20 protein-coding genes and 1 pseudogene are annotated in these 26,011 nt (G+C 73.7%); 7 read left to right on the top strand and 14 right to left on the bottom strand.

Features of this window, described 5'->3' with window-relative positions; translation table 11 throughout:
* Positions 1-66: 66 nt before the first annotated feature.
* The 7 genes from ACYQ8Q_RS14995 to ACYQ8Q_RS14965 all read right to left on the bottom strand — a co-directional run bounded on the left by ACYQ8Q_RS14995 (position 67) and on the right by ACYQ8Q_RS14965 (position 11,514).
* Entirely contained in the window at positions 67-4,365 is a 4,299-nt protein-coding gene (locus ACYQ8Q_RS14995) for an SAV_2336 N-terminal domain-related protein (RefSeq protein ID WP_460065235.1), read from the bottom strand.
* The gene (locus ACYQ8Q_RS14990; protein WP_460065233.1) at positions 4,355-5,386 is read right to left on the bottom strand and encodes an AAA family ATPase; all 1,032 of its coding nucleotides are present in this window, start codon (positions 5,384-5,386) and stop codon (positions 4,355-4,357) included. Before ACYQ8Q_RS14990 ends, ACYQ8Q_RS14995 begins: the two co-directional genes overlap by 11 nt.
* Positions 5,387-5,409: 23 nt before the next feature.
* Positions 5,410-7,125 carry a VMAP-C domain-containing protein gene (locus ACYQ8Q_RS14985; RefSeq protein ID WP_460065231.1) on the bottom strand — a complete coding sequence of 572 codons (1,716 nt, stop codon included), beginning with the start codon at positions 7,123-7,125 and terminating at the stop codon, positions 5,410-5,412.
* A complete protein-coding gene (locus tag ACYQ8Q_RS14980; RefSeq protein ID WP_460065229.1) occupies positions 7,122-7,496 on the bottom strand; it encodes a CU044_2847 family protein in 375 nt (124 codons plus the stop codon). The genes ACYQ8Q_RS14985 and ACYQ8Q_RS14980 overlap by 4 nt, the downstream gene beginning before the upstream one ends.
* 122 nt (positions 7,497-7,618) lie before the next feature.
* Entirely contained in the window at positions 7,619-8,956 is a 1,338-nt protein-coding gene (locus tag ACYQ8Q_RS14975; RefSeq protein ID WP_460065226.1) for a carboxyl transferase domain-containing protein, read from the bottom strand.
* A complete protein-coding gene (locus tag ACYQ8Q_RS14970; RefSeq protein WP_460065223.1) occupies positions 8,953-10,395 on the bottom strand; it encodes an acyl-CoA synthetase in 1,443 nt (480 codons plus the stop codon). Before ACYQ8Q_RS14970 ends, ACYQ8Q_RS14975 begins: the two co-directional genes overlap by 4 nt.
* A gap of 57 nt (positions 10,396-10,452) precedes the next feature.
* The gene (locus ACYQ8Q_RS14965; protein WP_460065221.1) at positions 10,453-11,514 is read right to left on the bottom strand and encodes a MerR family transcriptional regulator; all 1,062 of its coding nucleotides are present in this window, start codon (positions 11,512-11,514) and stop codon (positions 10,453-10,455) included.
* 149 nt (positions 11,515-11,663) lie between these two features.
* Between ACYQ8Q_RS14965 and ACYQ8Q_RS14960 the strand changes: the two genes are divergently transcribed.
* Positions 11,664-12,539, top strand: coding sequence for an ATP-grasp domain-containing protein (locus ACYQ8Q_RS14960; protein WP_460065219.1), 876 nt, complete (start codon positions 11,664-11,666; stop codon positions 12,537-12,539).
* Here ACYQ8Q_RS14960 and ACYQ8Q_RS14955 read toward each other — a convergent pair.
* Positions 12,536-13,204 carry a hypothetical protein gene (locus ACYQ8Q_RS14955; RefSeq protein ID WP_460065217.1) on the bottom strand — a complete coding sequence of 223 codons (669 nt, stop codon included), beginning with the start codon at positions 13,202-13,204 and terminating at the stop codon, positions 12,536-12,538. The two genes, ACYQ8Q_RS14960 and ACYQ8Q_RS14955, sit on opposite strands and share 4 nt — an antisense overlap.
* Before the next feature lie 136 nt (positions 13,205-13,340).
* Between ACYQ8Q_RS14955 and ACYQ8Q_RS14950 the strand changes: the two genes are divergently transcribed.
* Together ACYQ8Q_RS14950 and ACYQ8Q_RS14945 are read left to right on the top strand one after the other, a co-directional pair.
* A complete protein-coding gene (locus ACYQ8Q_RS14950; protein WP_460065214.1) occupies positions 13,341-14,114 on the top strand; it encodes an IclR family transcriptional regulator in 774 nt (257 codons plus the stop codon).
* The gene (locus ACYQ8Q_RS14945) at positions 14,111-14,959 is read left to right on the top strand and encodes an SMP-30/gluconolactonase/LRE family protein (RefSeq protein ID WP_460065212.1); all 849 of its coding nucleotides are present in this window, start codon (positions 14,111-14,113) and stop codon (positions 14,957-14,959) included. The genes ACYQ8Q_RS14950 and ACYQ8Q_RS14945 overlap by 4 nt, the downstream gene beginning before the upstream one ends.
* A gap of 9 nt (positions 14,960-14,968) precedes the next feature.
* Here the strand turns inward: ACYQ8Q_RS14945 and ACYQ8Q_RS14940 are convergent, their stop codons facing one another.
* The 4 genes and pseudogenes from ACYQ8Q_RS14940 to ACYQ8Q_RS14925 all read right to left on the bottom strand — a co-directional run bounded on the left by ACYQ8Q_RS14940 (position 14,969) and on the right by ACYQ8Q_RS14925 (position 19,054).
* The gene (locus tag ACYQ8Q_RS14940; RefSeq protein WP_460065210.1) at positions 14,969-15,391 is read right to left on the bottom strand and encodes a hypothetical protein; all 423 of its coding nucleotides are present in this window, start codon (positions 15,389-15,391) and stop codon (positions 14,969-14,971) included.
* Between the two features lie 140 nt (positions 15,392-15,531).
* A complete protein-coding gene (locus ACYQ8Q_RS14935; RefSeq protein WP_460065207.1) occupies positions 15,532-16,938 on the bottom strand; it encodes an NAD(P)/FAD-dependent oxidoreductase in 1,407 nt (468 codons plus the stop codon).
* A 440-nt stretch (positions 16,939-17,378) separates the two neighbouring features.
* Positions 17,379-18,446 (bottom strand): annotated as a pseudogene (locus ACYQ8Q_RS14930) (MAB_1171c family putative transporter); the annotation flags it as partial.
* A complete protein-coding gene (locus ACYQ8Q_RS14925; protein ID WP_460065205.1) occupies positions 18,446-19,054 on the bottom strand; it encodes a toxin-antitoxin system, toxin component family protein in 609 nt (202 codons plus the stop codon). The gene ACYQ8Q_RS14925 and the pseudogene ACYQ8Q_RS14930, both read right to left, overlap by 1 nt.
* Before the next feature lie 387 nt (positions 19,055-19,441).
* Between ACYQ8Q_RS14925 and arfA the strand changes: the two genes are divergently transcribed.
* The 3 genes from arfA to ACYQ8Q_RS14910 all read left to right on the top strand — a co-directional run bounded on the left by arfA (position 19,442) and on the right by ACYQ8Q_RS14910 (position 22,467).
* The gene (gene arfA / locus ACYQ8Q_RS14920) at positions 19,442-20,953 is read left to right on the top strand and encodes an arabinosylfuranosidase ArfA (protein ID WP_460065202.1); all 1,512 of its coding nucleotides are present in this window, start codon (positions 19,442-19,444) and stop codon (positions 20,951-20,953) included.
* 34 nt (positions 20,954-20,987) lie between these two features.
* The gene (locus ACYQ8Q_RS14915) at positions 20,988-21,446 is read left to right on the top strand and encodes an RrF2 family transcriptional regulator (RefSeq protein ID WP_460065201.1); all 459 of its coding nucleotides are present in this window, start codon (positions 20,988-20,990) and stop codon (positions 21,444-21,446) included.
* A 121-nt stretch (positions 21,447-21,567) separates the two neighbouring features.
* Entirely contained in the window at positions 21,568-22,467 is a 900-nt protein-coding gene (locus ACYQ8Q_RS14910) for a sulfite exporter TauE/SafE family protein (protein WP_460065199.1), read from the top strand.
* 136 nt (positions 22,468-22,603) lie between these two features.
* Here ACYQ8Q_RS14910 and ACYQ8Q_RS14905 read toward each other — a convergent pair whose 3' ends face one another.
* A complete protein-coding gene (locus tag ACYQ8Q_RS14905; protein WP_460065198.1) occupies positions 22,604-23,464 on the bottom strand; it encodes an intradiol ring-cleavage dioxygenase in 861 nt (286 codons plus the stop codon).
* A 111-nt stretch (positions 23,465-23,575) separates the two neighbouring features.
* A complete protein-coding gene (locus tag ACYQ8Q_RS14900; RefSeq protein ID WP_460065196.1) occupies positions 23,576-24,253 on the bottom strand; it encodes a macro domain-containing protein in 678 nt (225 codons plus the stop codon).
* 116 nt (positions 24,254-24,369) lie between these two features.
* On the opposite strand from ACYQ8Q_RS14900, the gene ACYQ8Q_RS14895 reads away from it, so the two are divergent.
* Positions 24,370-25,989: an ADP-ribosyltransferase domain-containing protein gene (locus ACYQ8Q_RS14895; RefSeq protein WP_460065194.1), complete on the top strand. Its 1,620-nt coding sequence runs from the start codon at positions 24,370-24,372 to the stop codon at positions 25,987-25,989.
* The last annotated feature ends 22 nt before the right edge of the window (positions 25,990-26,011 follow it).

Below are 26,011 nucleotides of genomic sequence, written 5' to 3'. Positions count from 1 at the left end.
GCGCGGGCCGCCCGGAGTGTGACATGACCACCCCCGTATGTGACCCAGATCTCACGCATGCGGGCCCTACAGCGATCGCGCCGCCTCCAGTACGGCGGTCAGCGAGGGCACGGTCACCGCGCAGCCCGCCTCGCGCAGCCCCTGCTCGACCGTGGGACTGCGGGCCAGACCGACGAACCGCAGGCCCACCTGCTGGGCGGCGGTCAGCTCGGCGAGCGTGGAGCCGATCAGGATCCCGGCCCCGGCCTGGGTACCCCGCGGCCCCAGGGCCCGCAGCAGACAGTCCGGGTGCGGCAGCAGCCGGCCGAGGTCCTCGGACCGGCCGTGCACGCCCGCGAGGAGCGGCAGCCGGTGCGCCTCCAGATGCCGCAGGACGGCCTGCTCGCAGACGTCCGTGGCGACCCCCACCCGGCGCCCGGCGGAGTGCAGGGCACGTACCAGGGCCAGCGAGTGATGGGTCGTCGGCGCGTCCGGTACGGCACCCAGTTCCAGCCGGTCGAGCCGGTCCCGCAGCAGTGGGCCGACCCGGTCGTGCGCGAAGGCCCGCAGGACGTCCAGCGGATGCACGAACCGCTCCCGCGCCGCCCCCGCGTCCCCCGCCGCCCGGCCCGCGAGCGGGTCCTCGGGACCACGGTGTTCCGCCACCACCCGCAGCAGCTCCACGGCGGCCGCTCGGGCGCCAGCCGCCGTGAACAGCCGCAGCAGCGGCCCGTCGAAGCCGAACAGCACGGTCCCCGCGTCGGCGAGCAGCTCGGACAGGGACCGGGCGGTGGCGTCCGCGCGGGGGAGCTCCGGCGGCGGCGCGTAGTCGGGCGCGAGCGCGACCGTGCACGTCACCTCCAGCCCCGGCACGGGCCACCGCCCCAGCTGGGAGTTGACGGCCCGCTGGGCGCCCGCGGGTCGCCGTACGGAGTGATGACGGGTGATACGGGGCGCCGCCTCCCGGAAATGGTTCAGCAGCCGCTCCGCCACCCCGGCGACCTCCCCCCGTACGAAGGCCAACGGATCGGCGACCCGCCAGGACAGCTCGACGGCGGCCGTGAAGTCCCCCTTGCCGGAGCTGGGCAGGGCGACCTGGTGCACGGCGTGCCGCGGGGTGAGGTCCACCTCGTAGTACGTCACCGGGCGGGGTGGGCCGCCGCCGTACGGGTCGGCCGGGTTCAGCAGGGTGAGCGGCCCCTCGGGACCGGTGTGCACGACGGCCGTGCGCCCCGGCACGGGGATTCCCAGCCGCCCGAGATCGCCGGCCACCCCGGGCCCCTTCACCAGCTCCCGCTCCCCGCCGCCGGGGTGACACCAGGCGTGGGGCACCCCCGTGTCCCCGTACAACGGCCGGAACCGGTACGGCCCGAAGGCGGCGGAACTGGCGGTGAAGCGGCCGTAGAGGGCGGGGGAGACGACGATCAGCAGCAGGGAGTCGCCCTCCCCGTGAGCCGGGGCGCCGAAGCCCACGGTCAGCCGCGGCGGTGCGGTGAGCGTGGCCCAGTGGTCGGGCAGCCAGCGCAGGGCGGCGACGAGGACGGGGAGCAGGTCGGTGCCGGGCTGCACCCGGACCGAGTAGCCGTCGGGGTGGACGTGCACCGCGTACTGCTGCGGCGTGAGCGCACCCCGGGACAGGACCTGGTGGACGGCGTACTCGAGGGTGATCCGGCTCTCGGGGTGGGCGGAGAGATCGGTGCCGGTCTTGAAGCGGAGGGGTGGGGGCGCGGCTTCGTCCAGGGCGGTGGTGAGATCCCGGTGCAGAGAGCGGAACCGCGCACGGGCGGCTTCGGCGGCGGGGCCGGGGACGCCGTCCAGGGGGGTGCCGCGGAGGAGCCCCAAGGCGGCCACGAGCTGTTCGGGGCGGCGGTCGACGAGGGCTCGTTCGCAGAACAGGGCGTCGACCTGGGCGCCGGGCGCGTACAGGGCGTAACCCTCGGGGAGCGAGGCGAGGGTGCCCGGCCCCAGGATCTCGCGCAGCTCCCGCGCCAGGGCGTGCAGTCGGGTCCGGGCGGACTCCTGGGCGAGCGACCGGTTCCAGAGTCCTGCGGCGAGTTCCTGATGGGACAGACGACTCCCCTGGAGGACCAGCATGCACAACAGCGACTGCGCCTCCGGGGACGGGCTGCGCAGCGGTCCCGCCGAACGCGCGAGCTGCACGGGCCCGAGCAGCTGGATCCGCAGAGGGTCGGTGTCCCTCGCCCCGGCGAGCTGGGCCGGAGCCGAGGACGGCATACCGCCCACCAGGATGTGCAGGCGCAGTGACCGGAACTCCGGGGGCGCCTCGACACTCTGGGCCACTTGCCGCAGCAAACGGTGGAACGCGCCGGTGTCCGACTCCACGGCGACACCCACGGACTCCTCGCCGAGCGCGACCCTGCTGATCATCACCGTGCCGTCGGGGCGCAGCAGCAGTCCGTTCCGGCCCTTCTGCCCGCGTACCAGGCCCCGTTCGTGCAGGGCCCTCAGCCCCGCGGTGCCGTCGCACACCAACCGGGCGAAGACCGGGAAGGACACCCCGGGCCCGCTCCCGTCCTCCAGCTCTATCAGCGTCACCCCGTCCACGAACTCCGCCACCAGGTACGGGATGTCACCCTGCACCCCGAAATCCCGCACCCGCACCACACACGGATCCTCGATCCCGGCCAGCGCCCGCGCCTCCCGCAGGAAGCGTTCCTGCGGAGCCGGCTGTTCCGGGTACAGGTGGACGACGACCGGCCGCTCCGTGCGGACGTCCACCGCGCTCCACACCCTGCGCCCCGGCCCCCGCCGCTCCCGCAGCCGGTACCGCCCGCCGATCAGTTCCTCGGTGGGCTCCTCGGCCGGCGCCCCGCCCAGCCGCCGTACCGTCTCCGGGCTCACCGTCGCGAAGGCCGGGGTGCCGGTGGACTCCCCGCCCCCGGAGGTCCGCGCACGGAACTCGCCCGCCGTCAGGCCCGCGCGTTCGTCGATCGCACCGCCGATGCGGGCCAGGAGTTCGCGGGTGCGGCCACGGGTGGAGCGGGGCAGGGTGCGCAGCAGGAGGTCGCGGACGCCGGGGCGGAAGTCGTAGGAGCCGGGCGGTCCGGGGACGGCGGTGAGCATGCCGCTGAGGATCACCTCGGCGAGGTGCTGCGGGCGGGGGTCGCGGTCCACGGCCCGCTGGACCAGGCGCATCACCGGGACCGAGGGGACGGCCAGGGCCAGATGGCCGGCCAGGCGGAACGCCTCGGGGGAGGCCGTGGCGCGGAAGCGGAGGACCAGGTCCTGGGCGGACAGGTCCGTGGGCGAGGGGACGGGGGCCGCGGGCGGTGGCGCGGCCGCCAGCCGGGCCGCCGCTCCCGGCGTGCGGGCGCCGCCCGGGGACGCGACCAGCGCCGCCCAGTGGGCGAGCCACGGCGCGCCCGGCTCCAGCACGGGGAGGGGGAGGGCGGACGGGCCCGGCGCAGGGTCGGCCTCGGGAGCGTAGGGGGTGAAGGCGAGGGCCGTGAGCGGGGCCGCAGCGGCCGGGGCGGCCAGGACACCGGGCTCCACCGGGAGGGCCGTCGTCGGCCACAGCTGTTCCGGGAGCGGCTGTACGACGGCCAGCGGCATCCGGGACGCCCAGTGCCGCAGGGTGCGGTACCAGCGCTCGCCCGCCGGGCCGGCGCGCCACTGCGGGCCCATGCAGTCGCTGACGACCAGCGTGACCGTCCGTCCGTCCCCCGGGTCGGGGACGTGCCGGGCGCCCCCGTCGGGGCCGGCCGGGTGCAGGGTGACCGTGCGGAACACGCCCGACTGGGCCAGCACGGTGTGCAGTTCGCGGACCAGCGGCCGCCAGACGGGCATGGTCGGGCCCGTGTCGTGGACCAGGTTCAGCCGCAGCCAGCGGTCCCGGGCGGGGCGCAGCACCGGCAGCCAGACCTCCGGGTGTGCGCCGAGCCGTGCGATGCGGTCCGCGGTGGCCCGCTCGTCGAGGAGCCGGGCGCGGGCCGCCGGCACCGTGCGCTTCAGCGGACGCAGGGCCCGCTGGAGGGCGAGGGGGCGGGGCAGCATCGGGGGTGCCGGGGCGAGGAGGGGGGTGGTGCCGGTGGTCGTGGTGGAGCGGGTGGGTTCGGGGAGGGGGAGATGGAGGGGGACGCGGTCGTCGGCCGGGGGCGCGGGTGGTGGGGCGGGAGGGGTGGGGCGTGCCGCCGGAGCGGCCGCCTCCGGGGTGGTCTCCGCCCCGGCCTGCCCCTCCGCCTGCCCCTCCGTCTCCGTCAGGGGTTCTCGCGCGCCGTCCAACTGCCGTGCCAGCCACAGCACTTCCGCGAGTTCCCGGGCCGTCGGCGGGGTGTCCGCGGCGGCGGTGAGCAGGGCCGCGAGCCGGGCGAGCGCGGGGGTGTCGCCGACGGGGGCCGGGGTGTCGGCCGGGGGATCAGAAGCCATCGCCGTCCGCCGTGGTGCCGAGGTACGGCATCAGCTGCTCGGCGAGCGCGTCCCGCGAGTCGGCGTCCAGGCCCGCGACCCCGGTGAGGTAGAGGGCGTTCAGCAGCTGGTCGGTGGCGAGTTCGCCGTCGGCCGCGCGGGCCAGGAACCGGCCGATGAGGTGTTCCGCCTCGCCGGGCGGGGTGTCGAGGTGGGCGCGGACGATCTCGGTGAGCTGCTCGCGGCCGGGGCGGCGCAGCTTCAGCCGGACACAGCGGCGCAGGAAGGCGGGCGGGAACTCGCGCTCGCCGTTGCTGGTGAGGACCACGAACGGGAACGCCCGGCAGCGGACCCGGCCCCGGGTGACGGTGACCGGCGCCTGGGTGCCGTCGGCGAGCACCTCGGCGGTGGCGCCCCCGGCGGCATGGCGGCCGGCCCGCATCAGCTCGGGGATCTCGTACTGGCCCTCCTCCAGCACGTTCAGCAGGTCGTTGGGCAGATCGAGGTCGCTCTTGTCGATCTCGTCGACCAGGAGGGCGCGCGGACGGGCGTACGGCAGCAGGGCCGTGCCGAGGGGGCCGAGCCGCAGGTGGTCCTCGACGCCTCCGCCGCCCGGCGCCGCCTCCGGGGCCCGGGACGCCGCCTGCCGTGCCGCGTACAGCCGGGACAGCGGGTCGTACTGGTAGAGCCCGTCGGCGAGGGTGGAGCGGCTGGTGATGTTCCAGCGCAGCACCGGGCCGAGGCCCAGCTCGCGGGCGACGGCGTAGGCCAGCGAGGACTTGCCGGTGCCGGGCGGGCCGGTGACCAGCAGCGGGCGGCGCAGGACGAGGGCCGCGTTGACGAGCTGCACGCTGTCCGGGGTGGCGACGTACGTACGGGCGCGGTGGACGCGGTCGGGGGAGACGGCGGCCTCGTCGTCGCCGTCGCGTGGCGGCGGCAGCACGGGCTCGCCGTCGAACGCCCGCCAGGGCGGCGGCTCGGGCAGCCGGTCGATGCCGTCGTGCGGCTCGCTGGTGCCGGTGTAGACGGTCCAGTGGGGCATGGTTCTCCGAAGTTCTCCGCCACTCAGGTGACGGGGGAGCGGGCATGGGCCGGGGCGTCGCCGTGCGGGTCCGTGAAGACGCGCGGGTCGTCCCACAGCAGTTGGATGTCGCGGGCCCAGTGGCCCTCCTCCGCGTCGGCCTCCTCGCGCAACGCCAGGATCTCGCGCGGGAGTTCGGCGGGCGGCACGGCGGCGACGCAGGCGTCCAGCTCGTCCAGGAAGGTCTTTCCCGCGCAGCCGTCCCCGCCCGCGCAGCCCTCGGCGCCGCCCGCGCAGCCGCCCCGCGACCAGACGACCACCGGGGCGGGCGCGGTGAGCGAGGTGTCGAAATGGGGGCGGGTGCGCGAGGCGGCCGGGGCGGTGGCGAAACCGGCCAGACACGCGTCGGGCTTGCGCAGCCTGAGCCGCAGCCGGGCGGGTTCCTCGGAGCCTGCGCACTCCACCCGGTGCACCCGCGCCCCCGGCAGGGTGTCGAGCCGCTTCCAGGCGCGGGTCAGCTGATGCCGGGTGCCGGGCCGCAGCCGCGCCTGGTCGGTCACGACGAGCGGGTACACGGACCCCAGCGGGGTCTCGTCGTCGGGGGCGCTCGCCCAGCGGTCCACCGGCAGGTCGATCCAGTCCCGGGGCAGCGCGAACGCGATCAACTCGTCGCAGCCGGGCGTCAGATACCGGAACGCGGCCTCGATCCGCTCCTGCACACAGGCGCGCACCCGGGCCTGCGGCACGGTCTCGGAGGCGACCGGATGCCGCCGGCCACCGCTGTACGCGGACACCTCCACCCGCACATGCCCGTCCCCGGCGCCGCTGTGCCGCAGGTCGACGAGGATCGGTGACCAGTCGGGCGCGGCGGCCGGCGCGGCGGGGGCGTGGAACAGCGTCTCCACCTGGGCGGTGAAGCGGGCGACGGTGCCGGCCGCGTCGGCGCCGTCGATCTCGCACAGCACGAACAGGGCCGCCGACCAGAGCGAGTCGAACCCCTCCTCGGGCGCGTCCGGGTCCAGTGGGCCGCGGGCGGCCTCGTAGAGCCGGACGAGCCGTACGGGATCGCAGTCGAGGTGCGCGCGCACGGCCCGCTCGACGAGTGCGCGCAGCCGGGCCCGGTCGGCCGCCCCGTGGTCGGAGGTGGGCACCAGCCCCTCCAGGCCGGGCCAGTAGCGGGCCATGACCTCGGTGGGCATCATCCGCCCGGTGCGCACGTCCTGGCCGCCGGCCGCCGCGGTGACCATGCCGACGACCTCGCCGGTGTCCGCGAGGGCGACGGCGGCGCCGCTGAACCCGGGCGCGAGCGGCTGCCCGCCGGGCTGCCAGGCCTCCAGCTGGATCCACTCACGGTTGAGCAACTGGGCGGCGGTGACGCGGTATTCGGCGAGCGTGCCCTCGTCGAAGCCGACGGGGAAGCCGTAGACGACCAGTTTGCGGGGCCGGTCGGCACGCTGTCCGTGCGCCGCGTCGACGGGGGCGAGCGCGGCCGGCGCGATCGGCACCTCGTGGGCCAGTTCCAGTACGGCGAGATCGCCGGGGTCGGTCGGGCCGCCGCCCCAGCCGCCGTCGGCGATCACCCGCGCCGGTACCGCGGGGAGGTCCGGCCGCTCGGTGAAGGTCACCGTCAGCCCGTCCGCCGTGCCGGCCCCGCCCACCACGTGCGCGCAGGTCAGCACCTTGCGCGGGGTGATCAGGAAGCCGGCCCCGGCGACCTGGCCGGCGGTCTCGATCCGGGCGTGCCACTCGGCGCTGTTCATGAGGCGGCGGCGGGCTCCGGCCCCCTGTCGGGCGCGGGCTGTCGTGCGTCGGCCGGTGCGGGGGACCAGGCCAGCTTCACCACGAGATGCCCCTCCGCCGTGCCCTTGGCGATGATCGCGCCGGTCTCCGCCGAGAGCTTCACCCCGAACTCGATCTCCACCGCGTCCGGACGTAACGTGCCGTCCCGGAACACCCGCAGCGCGGACTCGGCCGCCGCCCGGACCCCTTCCAGCGCGTCCTCGAAGGTACGGGCCGCCTGGACCGTGCCGTCGCCGCGGGCCACCAGCCGTGACCCGGGCCGCCGGTCGGCGGCCGCCTCGACGGAGACCACGGCCCCGTCGTCGGTCCTGAACTCCACCAGTCCGTCCACGAAGCCCCCCGTAGCCCCTTCTCGTACGCTCGCTCTCCCGGCCCGCACAGGCCGCCCCGCGGCGCTGCGCAGCCCCATTGTTACGGACGGTACTCGGGGTTGTCCTGTTCCTCCGCCCGTTTTCACGGCGTCTCCCGCTCCGGTGACCGGATCACCCCCAGTTCCACCAAGTCCTGCGGCCGGATGCGGAGTTGACCGGCCGTCGCCTCCACCTCCGCGGGCGGCCGCTTGAGGATCGCGGCGGCCATCTCGGGCGCGATCACGGAGAAGTAGCTGTCCGGCGCGGCCCAGGTGCGGCCGGGCGCGGCCAGCGCCAGCGCCCCGCCGGAGCCGCCCTCGCCGATCACCAGCGTGGTGACCGGCGTCCGCACGGTGGCGAGCACCCCGAACAGCTCCGCGATCGCCGCGCCCGCGCCCTGCCGTTCCGCCTCGGCGTCGTTGGCCGCGCCGGGGGTGTCCACCAGGGTGAGCACCGGGATGCCGAGCCGGTCCGCGAGCCGGATCAGCCGGGTCGCCGTACGGTATCCGGCGGGCCGGGTGGCCGACCCGGTCTGCGCGGCGTACGCGACGGTACGGCCGCCCTGCTCGCCGAAGCCGCACAGCATGCCGTCCGGGTCGGTGCCCCCGCACCGGTCGCCGGAGATCGCGACCCGCCCGGTGAGACAGGCGTCCAGGTACCGTGCGGCGCGCGGCCGCCGGGGGGAGCGGGCCCGGCGCACCGCGTCCCAGCCGGAGACCGGCAGATCCCGCGCGCCGAGCGGTTCCGGCACCGGGACGGGCTTCTGCGACCCCCCGGTCAGCAGCCGCAGCCACCGCCCGAGCGTCTCCCGCAGTTCCCCCGCGGGCACGACGGCGTCCGCCGCCCCCGCCGCTACCTGTGCCTCGGCGGTGTACGCGGCCGGATCGGCGTCCGCCGGCCGCACCCGTGACCCGGCGAAGCCGACCTGGGCCCCGGGCAGCGCGAGGACGACGTCGGCGCCCGCGCCGAGCGTGGCCCAGCCCCCGCCGGTCGTCGGGTCCCGCACCACCGCGATCTGCGCCAGTCCCGCCTGCCGGGTCAGCGCCGACTCCCGGGCCACCCGCTGGAGTTGCGTGAGGGCGAGCATGCCCTCCTGCATCCGGCTGCCGCCGGTGGCGACCAACGGCACCACGGGCAGCCGGTGTTCCCGGGCATGGGCGTACGCGGCCGCCAGCCGGTCGCCGGTGCGTTCGCCCAGCGAGCCGCCCAGGAAGCCGAACTCGAAGGCGAGCAGCACCGCCTGGGTGCCCTCGACCTCCGCGGTGCCGCAGACCACGGACTCGCTCTCGCCGGTGTGGTCGGCCGCGCGGGCGCGCGAGAGGTCGTAGCCGGGCCAGGCCAGCGGCCCGTCGGGGCGGAAGTCCCGAGCGGGGTGGGGGAGTTCGGTGAAGGAGTCGGTGACCAGGGCGATGACCTCGCGGGCGCTCGCACGTCCCGTCATGACGGCAGCGCCCGCTTCATGATCTTCCCCATGTCGTTGCGGGGCAGCGCGTCGAGGTACCGCACCTCGCGGGGCCGCTTGTGCGGCGCGAGCCGCCGGGCCACCTGATCGGCCAGCTCGGCGGCGTCCGGCGGGGACTGCGGATCGGCCGGGACGATCCAGGCGACGATCCGCTCCCCGAGGTCCGCGTCCGGCGCCCCCGTGACGGCCGCCTCACGCACCCCCGGATGCTCCAGCAGCGCGTTCTCGATCTCCCCGGCCCCGATCTTGTACCCGCCGCTCTTGATGAGATCGGTGGCCTTGCGCCCGACGATCCGCACATACCCGTCCGGATCGCGCACGGCCACGTCACCCGTGCGGAACCAGCCGTCGGCGGTGAAGGCGGCGGCGGTCGCGTCGGGCCGGTTGAGGTACTCCGTGAACAGATTCGGCCCGCGCACCTGGATCTCCCCGACGGTCTCCCCGTCGTACGCCGCGACCGCCTCCCCGCCCTCGTCGACCAGCCGCAGCTCCACCCCCGGCAGCGGCACCCCGACGGTCCCCGCCCGGGCCTCCCCGTCGGCCCGCACCGCCGTGTTCATCAGGGTCTCCGTCATGCCGTACCGCTCGATCACCCGCCGCCCGGTCGCCGCCGCGATCCGCTCGTGGTCGTGCACGGGCAGCGCGGCCGAGCCCGACACCAGCAGCCGCGCCCCCGACAGCGCCTTGACCAGCTCGGGGTCCTCCGGCAGCGTCTCGGCGATCCGGTGGTACATCGTCGGCACCCCGAACAGCATGGTCGCGCCGTCGTTCAGCTCCCGGGCCACGCCCTCCGTGGTGAACCGCCCCAGATGCCGTACGGACCCGCCCCGCCGCAGCGGCCCGAGCACGCCCAGCACCAGCCCGTGCACATGGAACAGGGGCAGCCCGTGCACCAGTACGTCCCGCGCCGTCCACCGCCAGGCGTCGGCGAGGGCGTCCAGGGTGGCGGCGACGGCCCGGCGGGGGATGACCGCGCCCTTCGGGGGGCCGGTGGTGCCGGAGGTGTAGACGACGAGGGCCGGGACCTCGTCGTCCACGGGCTCCGGAGCGAGGCCGCCGACGGCACGCACGTCGACGTCGACGCGCTCCAGCCCGTCGAGGGCGGCGGGCAGTTCGTCCCCCGGCGCGGCGAGCACGAGCCCCGGCGCGCTGTCGCCGAGGATGTGCCCCAGCTCCTTGTCGCCCGACTTCGGATTGAGCGGTACGGCGGCGGCCCCGGCGAGCAGCACCCCCACCACCGCCACCGCGGTCTCCAGGACCGGCGTCGCCCACACGGCCACCCTCCCCACCCCCCGTACCCGCTCCCCGACGGCCCCGGCCGCCGCCGCGAGCTCCGCGTACGTCAGGGCCCGCTCACCGAACCGCACCGCCGCACGCTCGGAAGGATCGCCCGTGAGGGCCGGAAAGAGAGAGGACACGCGGACGCTCCTTGAACCGGTGGGCTTGAGGCCATGTGCCCCCGATCCTGCCCCGGGTCAGCCCACTTCCACCACGTCGGCCACGACACAGCTCACGTTGTCCGGTCCGCCGGCCGCGTTGGCCTCGGCGACCAGGGCGCGGACCGCTTCGTCCGGACCGGGCGCGCGGGCGAGGAGATCGCGGACGCGGCCGGGCGCGACGACGGCGGACAGACCGTCGGAGCACAGCAGATAGCGGTCACCGGGGCGGGCGTCGTGCAGACGGAGGTCGGGGGTGGCGGGGGCGCCGCCGGTCACGGCCTTCAGCAGCAGGGCGCGCTGCGGGTGGCTCAGGGCCTCCTCCGGGGTCAGCCGACCCTCGTCGATCATCGACTGGACCACCGTGTGGTCGTGGCTGATGACCCGGAGCTCGCCGTCGCGCAGCACATGGGCGCGCGTGTCGCCGATGTGGACGAGGGCCAGCCGGGAGCCCGTCCACAGCAGGGCCGTCAGGGTCGTGCCGACCTGGTCCGAGCCGCCCGCGACCTCCCGCACCGCGGCGTGCGCGCCGCGCACCGCGTCCTCCAGCAGATGCAGCACATGGCCCGCCGGGACCTCCTCGGTGTCCAGGACCCGTAACGCCGCCACGGCCGCACGGCTCGCGGGCGCCCCGGCGGGGCCGCAGCCGTCCGCGACCGCGAGGAGCCGTCCGCCCGCGTACGCCGTGTCCTGGTTCTCGGGGCGGACCAGCCCCCGGTCCGAGCGGGCGCAGTAACGCAGTTCCAGCATGGTGGTGTCCTTCCTCGATGTCCCCGACAGTTCGTCCACGAGGAACGCGGCCAGGTCCCGCCGTACGGCCGTCTCCGCCTCGACCCGGGCCCAGTACGCGCGGATCTCCCGCGCGGCCGCCGCCGGATCGCCCAGGGCGCAGACCTCACGGATCCGGGCCAGGGGCATCCCGAGCCGCCGCAGCCAGGCGACCAGCCGGGCCTGTTCCAGCTGCCCGGCCGCGTAGTGGCGGTACCCGGTGTCCGGGTCGACCCGTGCGGGCCGCAGCAGCTCCAGCTCGTCGTAGAGCCGCAGCGCCTTGGGCGACAGCCGGCACGCCTTCGCGAAGGCGCCGATCGTCAGCAGGTCCATGCACACCCCCGGGTTCCAGGCCGTTCCTCGGCACCGATGCTGTGGCTTCACCGAAGGGGAAGGTCAAGCGGCCCGTGCGGGTTCCCGTGGACGTTGTTAGTCTTCCGGGGGCCGATCATCGGACATGAGTACGAAGAGGGAGTCCCGCTGTGCCCCGTATCGCCCTCGTCACCTGCCGACCGGGACCCGAGGTGGCCGTCGACCGGGATCTGCCGGGGCTGGTGGCGGCGCTGACGGAGGCCGGGGCGGACGCGCGGGCCGTCGTCTGGGACGACCCTGACGTCGACTGGGCGGATCTCGACCTCGCCGTCATCCGCTCCACCTGGGACTACAGCTGGCGCGCGGCCGAGTTCCTGGCCTGGGCCGAGAAGACCGGCGCCCTCACCCGGCTGGCCAACCCGGCCGAGGTGATCCGCTGGAACAGCGACAAGCGCTACCTCGGCGCGCTCGCGGCCGCCGGGGTAGCGACCGTCCCGACCCGCTACCTCGCGCCCGGCGAGCCGGCCGGCCTCCCCGACGACCACGAGTACGTCGTGAAGCCGACCTCCGGCGGCGGCGCCCGCTTCGCCGCCCGCTACACCCCCGACGAGCACGACACCGCCCTACGGCACCTCGCGCGCCTGCACGCCGAGGGCTTCACCGCGATGGTGCAGCCCTATGTGCGGGGCATCGACGCGGCCGGCGAGCGGGCCCTGCAGTTCTTCGGCGGACGCCTGCTGCACGCCAGCCGCAAGGGTGCCGTCCTCGCCCCCGGAACGCCGTACGACGAGCGCAAGGTGGCCCACCCGGGCCTGGAGGTCTGGCAGCCCACGGACGCCGAACTGGCCGTGGCCGAACAGGCGTTGGCGGCCGTACCGGAGGCTCCCGAGCTGCTGTACGCACGCGTGGACCTCGTCGACGGCGACGACGGCCGCCCCCAGGTCATGGAACTGGAACTGGTCGAACCGAACCTGTTCCTGTTCCTGCACACCGACTCGGTGGCGGCGGTCGCGGCGTCGATCCTCGCGGCGGCCCGCCAGGGCTAGTACTGCTGCCCGAAGTGCCCGTACTGCTGCTCGTGCAGTGCCTGCTGCTCGTGCAGGTCGGTCCCCGGGCCGCTTCCGTCCCGGACCGTCGTCCGCTGGAGCAGGCCCCAGGTGAACTCGGCGATCACGTCCCTGGGCACGCCCCGTGCGTCCGGCGCGGTGAAGGCCAGTCCCCAGCGGCCGGGGGCGGTCCCCTCCAGCGGGCGGGCCGGGGCGAAGGCGCGGGCGACCTCGTCGACCGTGGAGGACCAGGGGGTCAGGTCGTCCAGGGCGCGCAGCGCGGGGCCCGGCTGCTGCGGGGCGCGGACCAGCCAGTCGTTCCAGACGGCGTTGTCCGGTGCGAGCAGCACCTCGAAGCGCAGGTCGGGCCAGAGGGGGATCGGCCACTGCCAGGACTCGCAGTCGAGGTCGCCGACGCGGCGGGCGGTCCTGGACTCGGGTTCACCGAGGACCGAGCGGTAACGGGAGAGGGCGCCCCGTGCGTGCGGGGAGTGGACCATGGCCTGCCAGCGCTTGTTGGCCTCCCTCATCTGCGCCAGGGACACCCCCAGGTCATGGCGGGCGTCGTCCACCAGATCGGGATTGTGGTCGGCCATGCGGCGCAGCAGCACGAGTTGGAAGTCGGCGACACTGAAGGTGCCGGCGAGACGTTTCGGGGTCGGCATGCCCCCATCCTGGCCCACCGAGGCGTTTCATGACCATTGCCCAGCGCAGCGCCATATGACAGCCTGTGTTCGCCATGCCGATCGCCTGTTGAAATTTCGAACGCAGGCCAGGGACGAAACAGGGAGGGGGCCGGTCGTGGGACGCCTCGTACCAGCCGTGACCCGAGCTCTCGACATTCTCGAGCTCTTCCTCGACGGGGACGGGACGCTCTCCGCCCCCGACATCGTGCGCAGGCTCCAGCTCCCGCGCACCACGGTGCACGAACTGGTGACCACGCTCGCCGCGCGCTCCTACATCGTCCCCGTACCCGGACAGCCCGGACGGTACCGCCTCGGCGTCCGCCCGTACCAGCTCGGCAGCCGGTACGCCGAGCAGCTCGACCTCGCCGCCGAGGGGCAGCAGGTCGCCCGCACGGTCGCCGAGACGTGTGACGAGACGGTCCACGTGGCGATCCTGGAGGGCACGGACGTCATCTACATCGCCAAGGTCGACTCCACGCACGCGGTGCGCATGGTCTCGGCCGCCGGCCGCCGGCTGCCCGCCCACTGCACCTCCGTCGGCAAGATGCTGCTGGCCTCCCTGCCCGAGAGCGAGCTCTCCGCCCGGGTCCCCGACGACGCCCAGCTCGTGCGGATGACCCCGAACAGCATCACCGAGCCCGCCGCCCTGCGCACCGCGCTCGCGGAGATCCGGGACCGGGGCGTCGCGGTGGAGAGCCGTGAGTCGAACCCCGACGTCAGCTGTGTGGCCGCGCCCGTCCGCGACCGCACCGGCCAGGTGGTGGCGGCCCTGTCGATCTCCGTCCCCATGATCCGCTGGAGCGACGAGCGCCGGGTCGAGCTGGAGCAGCTCGCCGCCAAGGGCGCCGCGGAACTCTCCGAACTCCTCGGCTACCGGAGCGTGGCATGAGCACCTCGTACGACGTCGCGGTACGGGCCGAGGCCACCCTCGGCGAGGGCCCCACCTGGGACCCGGCCACCGGCCGTCTGCTCTGGCTCGACATCCTCGGCTCCCGGCTGCACACCTACGACCCCTCGACCGGCCGCCGCACGGTCCGGGTCACCGACCAGCACGTGGGCGCGGCCAAGCCCCGCGAGGGCGGTGGTCTGGTGCTCAACCTCCGTGACGGCGTGGCCCTGCTGGACGAGGACGGCGCCTTCCGCTGGCTGCACCACGAGCCGGTCCCCGGCCGCCGCGCCAACGACGCCGCCGTCGCCCCCGACGGCTCCCTGTGGGCCGGCACCATGCGCTACGACGAGGCGCCCGGCGGCGGCACCCTGTCCCGCTTCACCGGCGACGGAACCGCCGAGGTCTTCCTCGACGACGTGGCGGTGAGCAACGGCACGGGCTGGAGCCCGGACCACTCGCTCATGTACTACATCGACTCCCCGACCCGCCGGGTCGACGTCTTCGCCTTCACCGGCGGCCGGATCTCCGACCGCCGCCCCTTCGTCACGATCGAGGACGGCGCCGGCTTCCCCGACGGCCTGACCGTCGACGCGGACGGCTGCGTCTGGGTCGCCCTCTGGGACGGCGGAGCGGTACGCCGTTACACCCCCGCGGGTGAACTCGACCGCGTCATCACCCTCCCCACCCCCCGGGTGACGGCCTGCGCCTTCGGCGGCCCCGACCTCACCGACCTCTACATCACGACGGCGAGGGTGGGCCTGACCTCCCCGCACCCGGTGGCGGGCTCCCTGCTGGTGGTACCGGGAGCGGGGAAGGGGCTGCCCCAGCCCGCGTTCAGAGGCTGACGGGGCCTGTCACGACGTGACCGTGATCGAGTCGGCCACACCGTTGACCGAGACCTGTCCCCAGATCCACCAGCCCGAGGTGCTGTAGTCCTCGGTCGTACCGAAACACCCACGGGTGAAGCCGGAGTTGAGCGTGGAGGTGTAGCACGATCCGGAGCTGCCGTAACTGCTGTCGACCGCGCCCGCGATCGTGACCGCCACGCTCGCCGTGTTCTGGACGACCACCACCACCTGCGCGTCGTAGTTCGCGTTCACGACCTCGCAGAGCTTGAACTTGACGTTGTCGGACACCTTGTGGGTGTAGTACGGGGTACAACTCCAGTTGGAGTTCGTGTCCACGGCCTGCCAGTAGGGCTGCGCACTGGCCGGTGCGGCGGTGAGCGCGAGGGCGCCGACAGCCGTGGCGGCCACCGTCAAAGCCTTGAAGCGCATGGGGGGTTCCCTTCCGTCGAGCGGATCATGTGCGACGAGAATGCCGGGGCCGTGCGTGGACTGTCGTTAACAGCCCGTGCACGCCTGTCCGGCTTCCTTCGCAATGCGTCCACTCGGACGGAGGCGCTCCGCCGCACCCGCTACTGCAGCCCCACCCGCTTGAGTTCCTCCCCGGTCAACGGCGGCCCGCTCAACGCCGGTTTCAGCGGGCCCGCCGCGGCGGCCAGCAGGACGGACGGGGTCAGCAGGACTCCGGCCCCCCGCTCCAGCGACGTCACGTCCGTGACCCGCCGGGCGATCCGTCCGTTGCCGGTCGCCGTCAGCATCAGCCGGCCCACGTACGCCGACAGCACCCGGTCGCGTGCCGTCGGCCCGCCCTCCGTCGCCCCCGGATAGAACACGTCCTGCCCGACCGCGAGATCCCACGCCGCCCCCGCCGGCCGGACCACCGCCCGCTGCACCCGCCGTGCCAGGCCGGCCGCCCCCCACCCGTACCGCCGCACCACGTCCCGCAGCAGCACCGCGCTCTGCGCGGCGACGGCGAGACCGTGCCCGTAGAGCGGGTTGAACGCGGCCAGCGCGTCCCCGACCACCGCGAAGTTCTCCGGCCACCGCGGCATCCGCTCGTAGAAGTGCCGCCGGTTGAGCGTGGACCGCGTGTACGACACGTCGGTCAGCGGCTCGGCCCGCTCCAGCAGCTCCCCGATGACCGGGTGCCGCAGCTCCTCCCGGGCGAACCGGACGAAGTCCCCGGCGTCGGCGGACGGTTCACCGCCGCGCGTGCCGTTGAGGGTCACGATCCAGCGCCCGTCCTCGATGGGCAGCAGAAAGCCGGCCCGCCCCGGACGCGGGTCCCGCGGATCGGGCTGCACGTTCACGATCGGATAGCCGGACCGCGCCTGCTCGGGAGCGAGATAGAGCCGGCTCGCGTACGCCAGCCCCGCGTCGACCTCGCGCCGCTCCACCTCCGGCAGCCCCAGCTCCGTCAGCCACCGCGACGCCCGCGAGCCGCGCCCGGTCGCGTCCACGACCAGCCCGGCCCGCAGCACCCGTACGGTGTCCCGCTCCCGGTCGCGGACCCGCACCCCGGTGACCGCCCCGGCGGTGCCCTCCAGCCCCAGCACCTCGGTGCCGTCGAGCAGTTCGACCCGCTCGTCGGCCAGGACCTGCGCCCGGACCGTGGCGTCCAGCAGGTCCCGTCCGGCGAGGATCACATGGTGCGACTCGGGCCAGCGCCGGAACCAGCCGCGCGGCCCCAGGACGACCATGTCCGTGGTGACCGGGTGCCGGCGCGCCCCGGCCGCCCGCAGCGCCTCCGCGGCGCCCGGCAGCAGCTCCGTGAGCGCCCGCACCCCGCCCGACCACAGCATGTGGGCGTGGCGGGCCTGGGGCAGCCCCTTGCGGGGCTCGGGGCCGTCGGGCAGGACGTCCCGCTCGACGACGACGACCCGCTCGGCGTACGGGGCCAGGGCGGCCGCCGCGAGCATGCCGGCATGGGATCCCCCCAGGACTACGGCGGTTCTGGCGGGGGTGGGATCTTCACTCATGCGGGGACATGCTCTCTGCCGGGGCGGACCGCGAGCTCACGGACCGCGTCGATGTCGTCGGGATGCCGGAGAACCTCGGACACGGCCTGGATCTCCCGCAACAGATAAGTCGTGTCCGCCCCGCCGGGGCGAAGCCCTCCGTCGGGCCGGCCCGAGGTTTCGTGCGTGGCTGTCGCACGCCGGGCATCCGCATCTCGGGCTCCCACTTCTCGGGCCTCAGCGGTCTGGGATCCCTCGTCGTGGGCTTCCGTCCGGCGGGTTTCCGTCCGGCGGGATTCCGGCCCGTGGGTCTGCGGCCCGTGGGTCTCCGCCTCCGGCAGCGTCTCCTCCAGGCGTGGCCCCGCGCCGCGGGCTCCTGCGATGGCGGTGCCGGGGGTCAGGGGCGGGGTTCCCAGGGGGGTGGAGGGCGCCTCGGGACGGGCGGGGCGGTCCGTGGCGTCGGTCGGGGACCCCGGTGACGACTCCGCTCGGCGGCTCGCCGCCACCGCCGCCTGGATCGTCACCGCCGCCGCCAGGGCCTGCGCACGGCCGCGGTCGTGGCCGAGGGCGACCGCCGCGTCGTAGGAGCGCCTGCGCAGGTCGTCGTCGAGGTGGCGGGAGAGCTGGAGGACGGCGTCCCGGATGAAGGTCTCGCGGCGGATCAGCCGGAGTTCGGGGGTGGCGCGCAGGGCGAGCGGCTCCCGGGTGCCGACGACGGGCCGCATCAGCCGGGCGAGCGGGCCGAGGCCGCGGTGCAGCCGACGGACCCGCCAGCGCTCCTGGAGGTACTGGCCGGCGTGCGGCACGATGAAGCCGATCGCGACCAGGGTGGCGGCGACACAGGCCGCCGACGGCGCGATGTTGGTGTTCAGCCAGTCCAGGTCGTGCCCGGTCCAGCGGGCCACCACGGCCGTCAGCTTGGCCGCGCTGAACAGCAGGTTCGTCACATACCCGGCCCCGAGGAAGCGCAGCCCCCAGCGCAGCCAGGCGTCGAGGCCCTCGGTGCGGCTCCAGTTCCAGATCAGCCCGGCGGTGACCGAGCAGGCCACCGTGTGCGCGAGCAGATAGAGCAGGATCTCCTCACGCATGAAGGGCGTCGTGGCGTAGTACGTGTCCAGGTCCCGGATCCGCTCCACGGGCACGTCGGCGAGCGCGAACAGCACCCACAGCGTGACCACGACCCCCGCGTACACGGACACCACCCACCGGGTGGCCCGCCGGGTCTGGGCCGAGCGCTCGGTGAGGTTGTTGCGCCAGGCGATGACCAGCAGCAGCCAGGACGCGGAGAGCGCGGTGAGCAGCGAGTACACCCAGGGCGCGGCGATGTTGGGGACCCCGGTGACCCGGTTGGTCCAGGCGATCGTCCTCGGCGCGGCGAACACGAACACCGCGCAGGCGAACAGCAGCAGCCCGCCGACCGCCCGCAGCAGCGGGTCCCGCCACAGCTTGAGGATGCTGGGCAGCTTGATGGCCAGGGCGGCGCCCAGCACCACCGTGGGCAGCCAGAAGGAGATGTAGAGACCGTGCATCACCGGGCCGCGCCCCCGCGTCCGCGGTAGCCCAGCGTCCGCTGCACCGGCGAGGTCTCCCCGGCGGCCCCGCCCTCGTCGAGATAGCGCCGGAAGCGGGCCGCGAGCCGGTGCCCGAAGTCGTCGGCCTCGGCCTCGTCGGCCTCCCGGGACCCGTTGCGGGCGGCCACCGTCAGCGCCATGGACTCCCAGCCGCGCCGGCCGGCCAGCACCCCGGCCGCGTCCCGGCCGACCCCGTGATGGTGGTGCCGGTGTCCGGCGTGCAGATGCCACAGCTCATGCCCGAGGATGACCAGCTGCTGCACGGCCTCGGCCCGCTCCTCCACGATGACCAGGTCGAAGTCGCGGAACTCCACCCACAGCCCGGTCACCCCGATCTCGTCCGGGAACCGCTCGAACCGCAGCTCCACGGGGCGTCCGCCGCGCCGCGCGGCCATCGCCTCGCACAGGGCCCGCGACACCTCCCGCACCCCGGCCGGCCGCCGGGGCCTGGCCCGCAGTGCGGCGGAGAGCGCGACCGTCAGGTCGCGCATGGCCGGTCCGGTCCTCGGGCGCCGCAGCGCGGAGGCGATCCGGGACGCCGTCCCGCGCGCGCCCGCGATGTCCATCAGGTCCCGCCCCCTTCTCGCCGCCGTACGGCAGCCCGCCCGGCGCCTTCCGGTCGCGGTTCGAGCCTACGCGGCTGGTTGTGTCCGCGTCACGAAAAGATTCGACGAGAGGGTGGCGGGTGCGGCGGCGGGGATGGAAAGCGCTATCAGACCTCGTGTCGAAACCATTGACGCGCAACCGCATCGATTTTACGGTCGCGTTCGAAGTGACGAGCATGATCCGAAATGTCGAACGATGTTGCACGATGCCGAAGTGATCGCGCTGGCCCAACGTCCTTCAGGGGTGCGGGGCTGTATCTACTTGCGGCTCCGCCGCGTGGGCGCGACAAGCCACGACGCACCCGCACCCGCCACCGAAACATCGCACCCCACCTCGAAAGGCGCACCTTGCGATCCGCACGCTTCACCCTCGACCCCGCCTTCACCATAGGCGAAGTCAACCCCCGTATCTTCGGCTCCTTCGTCGAACACCTGGGCCGCTGCGTCTACACCGGCATCTTCGAACCGGACCACCCCACCGCGGACCGGGAAGGCCTCCGCCAGGACGTCCTGGACCTGGTCCGCGAACTCGGCGTCACCGCCATCCGCTACCCCGGCGGCAACTTCGTCTCCGGCTACAAGTGGGAGGACTCGGTCGGCCCGAAGGAGGACCGCCCCCGCCGTCTCGACCTCGCCTGGCGCTCGACGGAGACGAACCGCTTCGGCCTCTCCGAGTACATCGACTTCCTCCGCAAGGTGGGCCCGCAGTCGGAGCCGATGATGGCGGTGAACCTCGGCACCCGGGGCGTCGCCGAGGCCCTGGAACTCCAGGAGTACGCCAACCACCCCTCCGGCACGGCCCTCTCCGACCTCCGTGTCGCGCACGGCGACAAGGACCCCTTCGGCATCCGGCTGTGGTGCCTGGGCAACGAGATGGACGGCCCCTGGCAGACCGGCCACAAGACAGCGCAGGAGTACGGCCGTCTCGCCGCCGAGACGGCCCGGGCGATGCGCCAGATGGACCCGACGGTCGAGCTCGTCGTCTGCGGCTCCTCCAGCCAGTCCATGCCCACGTTCGCCGAGTGGGAGGCGACGGTCCTCGCCGAGACGTACGACCTCGTCGACCACATCTCCCTGCACGCCTACTACCAGCCCGAGGACGGAGACCTCGACTCGTTCCTGGCCTCCGCCGTCGACATGGAGTCCTTCATCGAGAACGTGGTCGCCACCGCCGACCACGTGGGCGCGCGGCTCAAGTCCAAGAAGAGGATCAACCTCTCCTTCGACGAGTGGAACGTCTGGTACATCTCGAAGTGGCACGAGATCGAGAACTCCGGCACACGGGACTGGGCGGAGGCCCCCCGGCTCCTGGAGGACAACTACAGCGTCCTGGACGCCGTCGTCTTCGGCTCCCTCCTCATCGCCCTGCTGCGGCACGCGGACCGCGTCACGGTCGCCTGTCTCGCCCAGCTCGTCAACGTCATCGCCCCGATCATGACCGAGCCCGGCGGCCCGGCCTGGCGGCAGACGACGTTCTTCCCGTTCGCCCAGGCCGCCCGCCACGGCCGGGGCCGGGTGCTCGACGTACGGGTGGAGTCACCGACGTACGAGACGAAGAAGTACGGCGAGACCGACCTGCTGCACGCGACGGCGGTCCGGGCCGAGGACGGCCCGGTCACCGTCTTCGCCGTCAACCGCAGCCGCACCGAGTCCCTGCCCCTCGAAGTCGCCCTGAACGGCCTCGGCCTCACCTCGGTCGTCGAGCACACCGTCCTGGCCGACGCCGACCCGGACGCCCGCAACACCCTCGCCGAACCCGAGCGGGTCCTCCCGCACCCGGCCGAGGGCACGGCACTGACGGACGGCACGCTCACCGCCGTACTCGAACCGCTCTCCTGGAACATGATCCGGCTGGCCTGAGCCCACGGACCCCGCGGCGCGCCACAATGTCCGCATGAGGATCTCGGCACGGGCGGACTACGCGGTACGGGCGGTACTGGAGCTCGCCGTACGGCAGGGCGGTGACCCGGTGAAGGCGGAGACGGTCGCCGCCGCGCAGGACATTCCGCACAAGTTCCTGGAAGGGATCCTCGGCGACCTCCGCCGGGCCGGTGTGGTCGACAGCCGGCGCGGCGGAGGGGGCGGCTACCGCCTGGCCCGCGATCCCGCGTCGATCACCGTCGCGGACGTGATCAGGGCGGTCGACGGCCCGATCGTCTCCGTCCGGGGGGAACGCCCCACCGGTCTCACCTACACGGGCTCGGCCGAGCCCCTGCTGCCGCTGTGGATCGCGCTGCGCGCGAACGTGCGCCGGATCCTGGAGGGGGTCACCGTCGCGGACATCGCGGCGGACGCCCTGCCGGAGCCGGTGAGGGAACTGGCGGCGGAACCGGCGGCCTGGGAGAACCCGTAGGTCTCACAGGTTTCACACGCTGCTCTCAGGTCGGCCCCCTACTCTCGCTTCCCGTTAATCCCCACCTAACCGGTGGGGAAGGCAGGGAAAACAGCAGGGAACTAGGGAACAGGTATCTGGGATGCGCACGCTCGTACTGCTCGCCCTCGCGGGCCTCGGCGCCCAGCTCGTGGACGGCAGCCTAGGCATGGCGCACGGGGTGATCTCCACGGTTCTGCTGCTGGCCCTGGGCACCAGCCCGGCTGCTGCCTCGGCCGTCGTCCACTTCGCCCAGATCGGCACGGGACTGGTGTCCGGCGCCTCGCACGCCCGTTTCGGCAACGTCGACTGGAAGGTGGTGGCCCGGATCGGCGTTCCGGGCGCGGTGGGCGCGTTCAGCGGGGCGACCGTGCTGTCCCGGATGTCGACCGAACTCGCCGCCCCGGTGATGGCGGTGATCCTGCTCGCCCTCGGCGTCTACGTCACCTACCGATTCACGGTGCGTGGCGTGCCCAGGGGGAAGTCGGGCAAGCCGCTGGGCAAGAGGTTCCTGGTGCCGGTCGGTCTGGTCGCCGGGTTCCTCGGCGCCACGGGCGGCGGTGGCTGGGGGCTGATAGGAACTCCGGCGCTGCTGGCCAGTGGGCGTCTGGAGCCGCGCAAGGTGGTCGGCTCGGTCGACGCCAGCAAGGCACTGGTGGCCGTTGCCGCGAGTGCGGGTTTCCTGTTCTCGCTCGGTTCGCACGGAGTGAACTGGTCCTGGGTGCTCGCCTTCCTCCTTGGAGGCATGGCCATCGCCCCGGTCGCCGCCTGGCTCGCCCGTTTCGTGGCTCCGCGCATCCTGGGCTCCACAGTGGGCGGCCTCATCGTCCTGCTCAACGCCAACACCCTGTTGAGCGGGGGCTGGCTGGACCTGCCGGGTGCGTTCGGCACCCTGCTGTACGTCGTCCTCGTCGTGACGTGGGCCGCCGCCGTGGCCCATTCGGTCCGCGCCCACCGCAGGGAGAAGGCGCCCGTCGCGCAACGCGAGCCGGCGGCGGCCTGAGGAAGGACCGCCGCCGGGCTTCACCGATGCTCGCTCGACCAGGGCAGCTTCGTCGAGCGGGCCGCCGTACCGCCGCGGCCCTGACCAGTGCGTGGCTGGGGGCCGCGGCGGGGGTGGGTGGGCACCGCCCTGGGGGTCAGGCGGAGTTGACGCCCACGGTGAGAGTGGCCTTGTAGCCGTCGGAGACGCTGGAGCCGAGCGCGGTCAGGGTCAGCAGGCCCGAGGAGGCGCCTCCGTCGTCGTAGATGCTGTCGTCGGCGAGTGCGGTCTCCTTGGTGGTGTTCGCGGAGTACGGCGAGGTCGCCTGGATCTCCTCGTTGATGTCCGCGTCGAAGAACAGCTGACCGGTGTGGATGACGTCGCCGCCGGTGTACGAGTCGTCGGTCAGCGTCACCTCCGTGTGCACTCGCATATGGACGTGCACCGCGCGGGAGACGTAGTGGCCGGGCCAGATCGAGGTGATGCTGCACTGGCCGTTCTCGTCGGTCATCTGACCGCCGCGCAGGAAGGTGCCGTTGTCCTCCTCCGTGTGGCCGTTGCCGCCCACGAAGCCGGAGTACTCGCCGAGGGCGTCGCAGTGCCAGATCTCCACGAGGGCGTCCGCGAGCGGCTCGCAGTCGTTGGCCTGGTCGACGACCGTGAAGGTGTACTGGACCTCGAAGCCCTCCTTGTCCTCCCGGATGTCCTCGCGGACGAGGGCGCCTTCCAGGGAGTACGGACCCTCGGTGACCTCGGCGTTCAGGGTGCAGACGCCGGAGGTGGTCGAGGTGGAGGTGGAGGCCTCGGCCTCGGCGGCCGAGGAGCTCGACTCGCTGGTGGTGGTGTCGGCCGAGGCCATTCCGGCGATCGCCAGTCCGCCGGCGGCGGCGACCGCGCTGCCGCCGATCAGAACGCGGCGGCGCTTCATGCTCTTGTCGAGCCGGTGCTTCCCGGGCTGCTGGTTGTCGTTGTTGTCGCTGCTGTCGAGGATCTCGTGGTGCTCGTTGTTTCCCGTCATGCGGAAGAAATTAGGAGCGCACCTGAGGAAATCCTTAATGTGCGGCTGTGAAGGACCTGGGGATGCAACGGTCAACACCCCGTGATTCAAGGCGAGTTGGGGCAAGTCCCGTCAGCGGCGGGTGGCCGATCGCTTCGGCGGCGCTATCCGGACCCGCTGCTCGGCGGGCGCGCTCTCGATGTCGTCGAGCTGGGCGACGATCGTGGCGCGCAGGTCGTCGTAGTCCTCGAAGCGGTGGTCGTTGAAGAGCGTGTAGCCGGTCCACATGAGGTTGGCGCACACCCGGGCCGGCACCCCGCCGGTCCGCGCGCCCAGGCCGACCAGCGCCACCGACCCGATGCTGCCGGGCGCCGCCTCGTTCTGCCGGTGGATCGCCTGGAACGCGGCGGCGCAGGCCAGGGCCACGTTCAGCGTCTCGCTCACGTTCTGCGAGGACTGCTCCATCGTGGGCGTGGAGATCAGGAACCTCGGGTTCGTCGCCCCGGACGGCACGCACACCGCGCTGCCCACCGGGAGCCGTCCGCCGAACCCGTCGCGGATCGCCCGCTGCACCCGCAGCTGGATGCCCGCGCCGAGGTGCCGCTTGACGACGGCGTCCACCCCGCCGTTCATCAGTCCGCGGGCGTTGGTCGGGCTGACCCAGGCGTCGGCCCGCACATCGAGGAGCGAGCCCTTGTGGATCCCGATCTCCGGGGTGTCGGCGAACGCGGCCCGCCAGGCCTCGACCACCCGGGTGTTGACGTCGGTCAGCACCACCTGGAGCGGCGGCTGCACAGGGTTCACGGTCATCTTCCACACTCCCGTCGGGTCCCGGTCCTTCCGGTGATCACGACGCTACAAGGACCCACTGACAACGCTCCTTCGGCCGTGCGGCGTTGTCAGTGGGTCCTTGTAGCGTCCGCGCCATGATCGACGCCAACGCCTCCGCGCAGCCCGACCCGAACGACCCGCTGGCCCTCGCCGACTTGTTCAAGGGCGGCGGTGAACCGTGGCTTGAGCTGCTCAAGCCCGTCATCGAGGCACAGCCGGGCGCGGCCTCGTTCATCGGCCCGGGCCGCGGCCCGGACGTGGTCCCGGTCCGTGAACTCACCTTCCAGGCGCTCAAGCCGAACCCGCCGCACAAGTGGAAGGTCGTCGTCTTCGGGCAGAACCCGTACCCGCGTCCGGAGAGCGCCACCGGCATCGCGATGTTCGACAACACCTTCCACGACTGGAAGGACAGCCAGTTTGGCCGGGTCGTGAGCATCCGCTGCCTCATCAAGGCGGCGGCGATGTGGAAGTACGGCATCCCGAAGAAGACCCCGATAGCGGACGTCCGCGCGCTGCTGAAGAAGCAGGACACCGTCCAGCCGCCGGAGTGGTTCCAGGCGATGCTCACCCAGGGTGTCCTGCTGCTGAACGCGGCTCTCACCGCGAGCAGCGACGGACCGCGCGGGTCCGATCCGCACACCGCGTTCTGGCGGCCAGCCGTCGAGCGGATCGTCGAGGAGATCCTCAAGGCCAAGCAGGAAGCCGAGGACGAGGAGGACCGCGGGGTCGTCTTCGCCTGGTGGGGAGCGCACGCGCGCAGCCTGAAGTCGGTCGTCCAGCGGCTCCAGAAGAAGTACCCGGACGTCGAGGTCCGGCACCTCGACCACTGCAATCCCGCCGCGCAGGGCGACATCTTCTGCGACGGCGACCACTTCTCGATGGTCAACGACGCCCTCGCGGCGGTGGGCGCGGAACCGGTCGACTGGCTGCCGAGCACCGGATGGGACCAGCAGGCGGGGGAGGCCGGCGGGGCCGACGACGGGGTCGCCGCCCGGATGGGCGCCTTCATCACGTCCACGATGGAACTGCACCAGCTCTATCTGGAGCGGCTCTCCAGCGTCAAGGACGAGGGTCTCGTCCTCCCCGAGATCACCGGTGTGTTCGACACCCCGCTGCTGGCCTTCCCGGACGCCGTCGGCCCCGTCGCCGGCCTGCTGCGCGGCCTCGACCGGCATGTCCAGCGCTCGCACGAGTTCGGCAAGCGGCTCGCGGACCAGCAGACGGCGAGCCTGTCCGCCGACGCGGTCGCCGCGCTCTACCTCTACACCTGCGAGTCGGCGTTCTACCGGGAGATCAACGCCGTCCTGCGCCACCCCGACCGGTCGAAGCTGGTCCCGTACCTGCCGTATCTGCGGCTGCTGTTCTCGGCGGTGTCGGGGCTGCCGGTGCGCACCGAGCCGCTGTGGCGCGGCGTCCCGCTGGACCTGCGGTCGCAGTACCCGGTCGGACGGACCGTCACCTGGTGGGGTGTGTCGTCCTGCACCTCCGAAGTCGGCGTGGCCCGCGCCTTCCTGGGCGGCCGCGGCAAGCGCACGCTGTTCGAGGTGCGGCCCGCGCGGGCCGTCGGCATCCGGCAGTTCTCGGCGTTCACGGGCGAGGAGGAGTTCATCCTGCTGCCCGGCACCCAGCTGAAGGTGACCGAGGTGAAGGCCGAGCGCGGCGGACTGTGCACCGTACGGCTGACCGAGTCGGAGGAGCAGCCGCTGGTCTCCTGACGCCCGTCCGCCGTGTGAACGG

The sequence above is a fragment of the Streptomyces sp. YKOK-I1 genome (genome assembly GCF_054660435.1).
The sequence above is the reverse complement of the archived record's forward strand: the minus strand, read 5'-3'. Positions and strand labels throughout refer to the sequence as shown.

What these genes read in the sequence shown, in the direction of transcription:
- ACYQ8Q_RS14995 (WP_460065235.1), bottom strand. Translation starts at nt 4,365, where the DNA reads ATGGCTTCTGATCCCCCGGCCGACACCCCGGCCCCCGTCGGCGACACC.
- ACYQ8Q_RS14990 (WP_460065233.1), bottom strand. Translation starts at nt 5,386, where the DNA reads ATGCCCCACTGGACCGTCTACACCGGCACCAGCGAGCCGCACGACGGC.
- ACYQ8Q_RS14985 (WP_460065231.1), bottom strand. Translation starts at nt 7,125, where the DNA reads ATGAACAGCGCCGAGTGGCACGCCCGGATCGAGACCGCCGGCCAGGTC.
- ACYQ8Q_RS14975 (WP_460065226.1), bottom strand. Translation starts at nt 8,956, where the DNA reads ATGACGGGACGTGCGAGCGCCCGCGAGGTCATCGCCCTGGTCACCGAC.
- ACYQ8Q_RS14965 (WP_460065221.1), bottom strand. Translation starts at nt 11,514, where the DNA reads ATGGACCTGCTGACGATCGGCGCCTTCGCGAAGGCGTGCCGGCTGTCG.
- ACYQ8Q_RS14955 (WP_460065217.1), bottom strand. Translation starts at nt 13,204, where the DNA reads ATGCCGACCCCGAAACGTCTCGCCGGCACCTTCAGTGTCGCCGACTTC.
- ACYQ8Q_RS14945 (WP_460065212.1), top strand. Translation starts at nt 14,111, where the DNA reads ATGAGCACCTCGTACGACGTCGCGGTACGGGCCGAGGCCACCCTCGGC.
- ACYQ8Q_RS14940 (WP_460065210.1), bottom strand. Translation starts at nt 15,391, where the DNA reads ATGCGCTTCAAGGCTTTGACGGTGGCCGCCACGGCTGTCGGCGCCCTC.
- ACYQ8Q_RS14935 (WP_460065207.1), bottom strand. Translation starts at nt 16,938, where the DNA reads ATGAGTGAAGATCCCACCCCCGCCAGAACCGCCGTAGTCCTGGGGGGA.
- ACYQ8Q_RS14925 (WP_460065205.1), bottom strand. Translation starts at nt 19,054, where the DNA reads ATGGACATCGCGGGCGCGCGCGGGACGGCGTCCCGGATCGCCTCCGCG.
- ACYQ8Q_RS14915 (WP_460065201.1), top strand. Translation starts at nt 20,988, where the DNA reads ATGAGGATCTCGGCACGGGCGGACTACGCGGTACGGGCGGTACTGGAG.
- ACYQ8Q_RS14910 (WP_460065199.1), top strand. Translation starts at nt 21,568, where the DNA reads ATGCGCACGCTCGTACTGCTCGCCCTCGCGGGCCTCGGCGCCCAGCTC.
- ACYQ8Q_RS14905 (WP_460065198.1), bottom strand. Translation starts at nt 23,464, where the DNA reads ATGACGGGAAACAACGAGCACCACGAGATCCTCGACAGCAGCGACAAC.
- ACYQ8Q_RS14900 (WP_460065196.1), bottom strand. Translation starts at nt 24,253, where the DNA reads ATGACCGTGAACCCTGTGCAGCCGCCGCTCCAGGTGGTGCTGACCGAC.
- ACYQ8Q_RS14895 (WP_460065194.1), top strand. Translation starts at nt 24,370, where the DNA reads ATGATCGACGCCAACGCCTCCGCGCAGCCCGACCCGAACGACCCGCTG.